The organism is Flavobacterium erigeronis, from assembly GCF_054075165.1.
Genome location: NZ_JBSKGP010000017.1, coordinates 1 through 5,570, shown reverse-complemented (window position 1 = coordinate 5,570; position 5,570 = coordinate 1). Strand labels below are relative to the sequence as shown.

At 34.1% G+C, this 5,570-nt stretch carries 4 protein-coding genes and 2 pseudogenes; 2 read left to right on the top strand and 4 right to left on the bottom strand.

Annotation, left to right across the window (positions count from 1 at the left end; genetic code table 11):
• Window positions 1–187 precede the first annotated feature (187 nt).
• Window positions 188–1,300: a lactonase family protein gene (locus ACWA1F_RS23860; protein WP_456897526.1), complete on the top strand. Its 1,113-nt coding sequence runs from the start codon at window positions 188–190 to the stop codon at window positions 1,298–1,300.
• 146 nt (window positions 1,301–1,446) lie between these two features.
• Here the strand turns inward: ACWA1F_RS23860 and ACWA1F_RS23855 are convergent, their stop codons facing one another.
• Entirely contained in the window at window positions 1,447–2,793 is a 1,347-nt protein-coding gene (locus ACWA1F_RS23855; protein ID WP_456897524.1) for a DEAD/DEAH box helicase, read from the bottom strand.
• 173 nt (window positions 2,794–2,966) lie between these two features.
• On the opposite strand from ACWA1F_RS23855, the gene ACWA1F_RS23850 reads away from it, so the two are divergent.
• Window positions 2,967–3,623 (top strand): hypothetical protein, encoded by a 657-nt coding sequence (locus ACWA1F_RS23850; protein ID WP_456897522.1) that lies wholly within the window; start codon window positions 2,967–2,969, stop codon window positions 3,621–3,623.
• Between the two features lie 16 nt (window positions 3,624–3,639).
• On the opposite strand, the gene ACWA1F_RS23845 is transcribed toward ACWA1F_RS23850, so the two are convergent.
• The 3 genes and pseudogenes from ACWA1F_RS23845 to ACWA1F_RS23835 all read right to left on the bottom strand — a co-directional run.
• On the bottom strand, window positions 3,640–4,404 hold the full coding sequence (locus tag ACWA1F_RS23845; RefSeq protein WP_456897528.1) for a TIGR02757 family protein: 765 nt from the start codon (window positions 4,402–4,404) through the stop codon (window positions 3,640–3,642).
• A 119-nt stretch (window positions 4,405–4,523) separates the two neighbouring features.
• A pseudogene (locus tag ACWA1F_RS23840) lies at window positions 4,524–4,973 on the bottom strand (ABC transporter ATP-binding protein); the annotation flags it as partial.
• 216 nt (window positions 4,974–5,189) lie between these two features.
• Window positions 5,190–5,402 (bottom strand): annotated as a pseudogene (locus tag ACWA1F_RS23835) (ATP-binding cassette domain-containing protein); the annotation flags it as partial.
• Window positions 5,403–5,570 lie beyond the last annotated feature (168 nt).

Below are 5,570 nucleotides of genomic sequence, written 5' to 3'. Positions count from 1 at the left end.
AAAGAATAAAGAATAAAGAATAAAGAATAAAGAATAAAGAATAAAGAATAAAGAATGCTTAAATAACTTACATGAACTTATATGGTTTAAAAAACATCAAAAAATGTAACTTTTGTAATTTCTTGTGTAGAAGATGTGATTTCGAAACGATTTTATTGCTTATTTTAGCTAATTCAAAAAACAAACTATGAAAAAAATATATCTAGTCTTATTTTCAGCTTTATCAATAACCGCGGTAAAAGCTCAAAATAAATTTAATTTATTAGTTGGAACTTACACCAATACCTGCCAAAGCAATGGGATTTATGTCTATGAATTCGACGCTTCTACAGGTGAGTATAAATTAAAAAGCTCTTCTGAGAATGTTGTAAGTCCGAGTTATCTTTCAGTTTCTGGAGATAATAAATTTATTTATGCAGTAAACGAAAACGGGACGCAAAGTACTGTAAGTTCTTTTTCATATGATTCTCAATCTGGAAAAGTTAGTCTTATAAATAAAAATGATGCTTTAGGAGCAGATCCGTGTCATTTAATAAATGATGATAAACATGTAATCGCTGCCAATTATTCTGGCGGAAGCATTGCAGTTTTTAAGAAAAATGCTGATGGAAGCATTACAGAAGTACAGCAGTTAATTCAACACGAAGGAAAAGGGCCAAATGCGGCGCGTCAAGAAAAAGCGCACGTGCACATGGTGGTTTTTTCTCCAGATAAAAAGTTTGTGCTTTCTAACGATTTAGGTTTAGATAAAGTGTTTATTTATAAATACAATCCAGCGGCTAAAAACGAAATTCTAACACTAAAAGGAAGTGTTGATGTAAAACCAGGAAGCGGTCCAAGACATTTGACTTTTAGTAAAGACGGGAAATTTGTGTATTTAGTGCAAGAACTAGACGGAACTTTGACGACTTTAAGCTATGATAAATCAGGAAGTTTAAAAGTAGTTGCAGAAACAAGCATTCTTCCAAAAGATTTTAAAGGAGGAACGGGAGCAGCGGCAATCAAACTTTCGCCAGACGGAAACTTTTTATACCTTACCGATCGCGTAGATGCAAACTCTATTTCAGTTTACAAGATTTTGAAAACCGGAGCTTTAAAATTGGTAGAACAGCAAAGCACATTAGGAAAAGGCCCTAGAGATTTTGCTATTGACCCAACAGGAAATTACGTTTTAGTAGGTCATCAATATACTAATGATATAGTTATTTTTAAAAGAGATATCGCAACAGGAAAACTGACAGATACTGGCAGAAGAATTCAGATGTGTTCGCCAGTAGGATTGGTGTTTACGAAAATATAGTTTTTTGTAAGGTTCTAAGTTGCTAAGGTACTAAGCCTCTAAGCTTAAAAAAAGGGTAAAGATTCAAAGAATTTTTACCCTTTTTTGTGTTATATAAAAAACTTAAAACCTTAGCATCTTAGTAGCTTAGCACCTTAAAAAAAAAATTACTTTTTCTTCTTCTTCTCATTTCTTGTCTTCAACATATTTCTGTTGACAGAACCGTGAGTTTTTTTCTTCGTTTTTGAAGGGCCTCCAAGATTGATTTTTTGGTTCTTTTTTGATTTTTCGTGAAAAGCACCATCGCCTTCAAGTTTTGGTTTTTTCATTAAAAACTTTCTTGGCAATTTGTCTTTTTCAGCTTCGATAAGCTTTTCTGAGATTTCAACTTCTTCAGGGAAATCAGCGATTTCAAGCTCCTGATCCATTAAAAGCTCGGTTTCAATTTTGAATTCTTCCTCTCTTGGAGTAACAAAACTTATCGCAGTTCCCGTTGCGTCTGCACGACCTGTACGACCAATTCTGTGCATGTACAATTCTGGTTCTTCTGGAAGTTCAAAGTTAATGACGTGAGTAATATTTGAAATATCCAAACCTCTCGCCATAACGTCGGTTGTAATTAAACCGCGAAGATTTCCTTCTTGAAACTCTGCCATTGTGCTCAAACGGTAATTTTGAGATTTGTTAGAGTGAATTACGCCAAACTGTCCTTCAAAAAGTTCATCGATGCGATTGAAAAGCATGTCTGAAATCTTTTTGTTGTTTACGAAAACCAAAATACGGCTCATGTTTTCGTCGGTTTCCAGTAAATGTTTTAAAAGATTTACTTTAGTATTAAAGTTCGGAACGTTATAAGTAAACTGTGTGATTTTTTCAAGCGGAGTTCCCGATGGAGCTAGAGTAACTTCTTCTGGAAAATCGAAATAATCATTTAATAAATCATCAACTTCATCCGTCATCGTTGCCGAGAATAGAATGTTTTGACGTTTAGTTTTCATCATGGCAAAAAGAGCCGTCAGCTGTGGTCTGAAACCTAAATTCAGCATTTCGTCAAACTCGTCGATAACTAGTTTCTGCGTTTCGTCAAAACGAACAACAGCGTCAAGAGCCAAATCCATTGTACGTCCAGGCGTTCCAACTAAAATGTCAACACCTTCGTAAACAGCTTTTTTCTGCGTATTGATATTTACACCACCATAAATTCCTAAAGTTTTAACCGACATATAAGCAGTCAGTTTCTCTACTTCTTCAACCACCTGAACCACTAATTCACGCGTTGGAACTAGGATTACGATTTTTGGCGTATTGGTATGGGTAAATTTGTAAAGCTTTAAAAGCGGCAGTAAATAAGCAAATGTTTTACCAGTTCCGGTTTGTGCAATTCCCATCATATCACGTCCAGACATGATTACAGAAAAAGATTTTTCTTGAATAGGAGTAGGCGTAACAAATCCTAATTCGTCAACTGCTTTTTGTAATGATTTTGGAAGATTAAATTTTTCGAAAGTGCTCATTTGCTTTAAATTTTGTGCAAATGTACGTTAAAATGATGGTTAGAACACAAGATTTTTCGAATCATCTTAAATTTTGTTTGTGCAATTGTTTGGTTTTCAGTGTTTAAATGCGATTTATTCACGCTCAAAAGAATCTAATAATCCAAAAGGCGGAGTAGAATTTTTTAATATTTTTGAAAAAGAAAGTAAAAAACGGCTACCAAATAAATAAGATGGGAACATTTTCGCAAACGAGTATTAAGTGTAAAGATATTGAAACGGTGGTAGTAGAGTTGAAGAAATATTTACCAATTGGTAGAGAAATATGGCTTGATACTAATAAGTGGTGGTTTTATAATTTACCGCACGAAGAAAATTCTTTTGACGGTAAAAATCTAACATTAATAGTTTCAAAAAATCTAACCAAAGATTGGGTTGAAGTTGAGTTTGACTTTCATTTTGGTTTATATTTTTTTGATGAAATTTTAAAACATATTTCAAAAAATCTGAATACTTTGATTTTGTTAGTGTATTATCAAAATACTGTTGACGAAGCTCGCTTGGCGAAATTTAAAAATGGAGAATTGGAATTGTCTTATTATGAAAAGTATTTTGATGAAGAGATTATTGAAAACAATGTACGGACTATTAAGTCTAATTATGTAGCCGATAATTTTGGAGTCGCGACTTCGACTATTGAAGAACTTAAAAATTCTAAATTAGGTGAAGAGACTCTATTAATTGACTATGAATTTATATATCAATATTTAAATTCTGAAGGCTGGGAAAGTGATTCTGAAAAAGAAATTTTTGTAAATTGGAATTATTTGCATTTGGAGCATTTGAAATAATCAGCTGTTTTAAAATTTAAAACCCTTCAAAAACCCCTAATCCGAACAAAGCGAAATCATATTTTACAGGATCTTGAGCATCCATTTTGCGAAGTGCTAAGTCTAATTCTGCTAATGCTTTTGCATCGTTTTGCTTTCGCGAAAGGATTCCAAGTTTGCGTGCAACATTTCCCGAATGAACATCGAGCGGACAAGATAATGCAGAAGGCGAAATAGTTTTCCAGATTCCTAAATCGACTCCTTTTGCATCTTGGCGCACCATCCAACGCAGGTACATGTTGATTCTCTTCGCTGCCGAATTGTTTAACGGATCTGAAATGTGTTTTTGAGTTCTTGCTAAATGATCGGTTTCGAAGAATATTTTTTTGAATTCGCTAATGCTTTTCTGCAAACTGTCTTTTTCTTGATTTTTAGCAAAGACAGATTCTAACCCGTTATGGTTTTTGTAGATGTGTTGCAAGCCTTTAATAAAACCAGCAAAATCATGTCCGTTGAAAGTTCTGTGTACAAAAGTTTCTAGTTTGGCCAAATCTTCATCAGAATGCGACATAACGAAATCGTATGGCGTGTTGCCCATTAATTCCATCATTTTGTGCGAATTCTTGATAATCATTTTACGATTTCCCCAAGCGATTGAAGCGCTTAGAAAACCTGCGATTTCGATATCTTCTTTTTGAGTAAAAAGATGCGGAATCTGAACAGGATCACTTTCTATAAAATCCTGATTGTTATATTGAATGACTTTTTCGTCTAGAAATTCTTTGAGTTCTTTTTGGTTCATTTTAAATGAAATCATCTGATGAATTTGAGTACCCTAGCCCTGATGGGAGGGAAAATCCTTTTATGCCGGGGTTCGGCATAAAAGATTGGAAGGACAGCAGGAACTAGCTCCTGATTATTCTAATTGCTAATCTGTCCGTCGACCATAACTAATTTTCTATCGGCCATGTTTGCCAATTCTTCGTTGTGGGTTACAATGACAAACGTCTGTCCGAACTCGTCTCGAAGCTGAAAAAACAGCTGATGCAGGTTTTCTGCCGAATGTGTATCTAGGTTTCCAGAAGGTTCGTCGGCAAAAATGACATCTGGTTTGTTGATTAAAGCTCTTGCAACTGCCACTCGCTGCTGTTCACCGCCCGAAAGTTCGCTTGGTTTATGATTGATTCTGTGCGAAAGTCCAAGATAGCTTAAAAGTTTTTTTGCTTCTTCTTCTGTTTCGGCTGTTTTTTTACCCGCAATATGAGCTGGAATACAGACGTTTTCTAAAGCTGTAAACTCAGGTAAAAGCTGATGAAATTGAAAAATGAATCCTAAATTTAAGTTTCTGAAATCGGATAAAACTTTGTCTTGTTTGCTTTTCTTTTTAAAGTAACGGCTGTAGTAAATAGCTAATAGAAGAGTAGGCAGGAGTATTACCGCCCATGTCCCGTAACCGAAAATGTCGTTTTCTATTTTGTTTCTAAAAAACAATACAAATACAGCTAATAAAATGAAATATAAAGCTCCTAACCAAGTGATAATTTTGAATGCTTTTTCTTGATTTGAGCTTTCGTTTTTGACGTTTTGCAATTCTAAAACATTTTTTCCATTGATCGTCAGAGACGAATCTGGATTATGATCTGGCTTGTCTAAAGTTCCTAAGATTTGCAGTAAAGTCGTTTTTCCAGCACCAGAAGCACCAACGATAGAAACAATTTCCCCTTTTTTAATATGAAGATCGACACCTTTTAAAACTTCAAGTTTGTCGTAGAATTTATGTATGTTTTTTGCGTGTATCATGTAGTGAAACTGTTTTTACAAAGAAACGAAGATTATGGTCAAAATCACAATGTTTTTAAATTCCAATTTTTGAAATCCCAAATTCCAAAAAAGCGAAGCTTTTTTAAAATCTAAAATCTAAAATCTAAAATCTAAAATCTAAAATCTAAAATCTAAAATCTAAAATCT

Coding starts and splice junctions, on each gene's coding strand:
- ACWA1F_RS23860 (WP_456897526.1), top strand. CDS start 188: ATGAAAAAAATATATCTAGTCTTATTTTCAGCTTTATCAATAACCGCG.
- ACWA1F_RS23855 (WP_456897524.1), bottom strand. CDS start 2,793: ATGAGCACTTTCGAAAAATTTAATCTTCCAAAATCATTACAAAAAGCA.
- ACWA1F_RS23845 (WP_456897528.1), bottom strand. CDS start 4,404: ATGAACCAAAAAGAACTCAAAGAATTTCTAGACGAAAAAGTCATTCAA.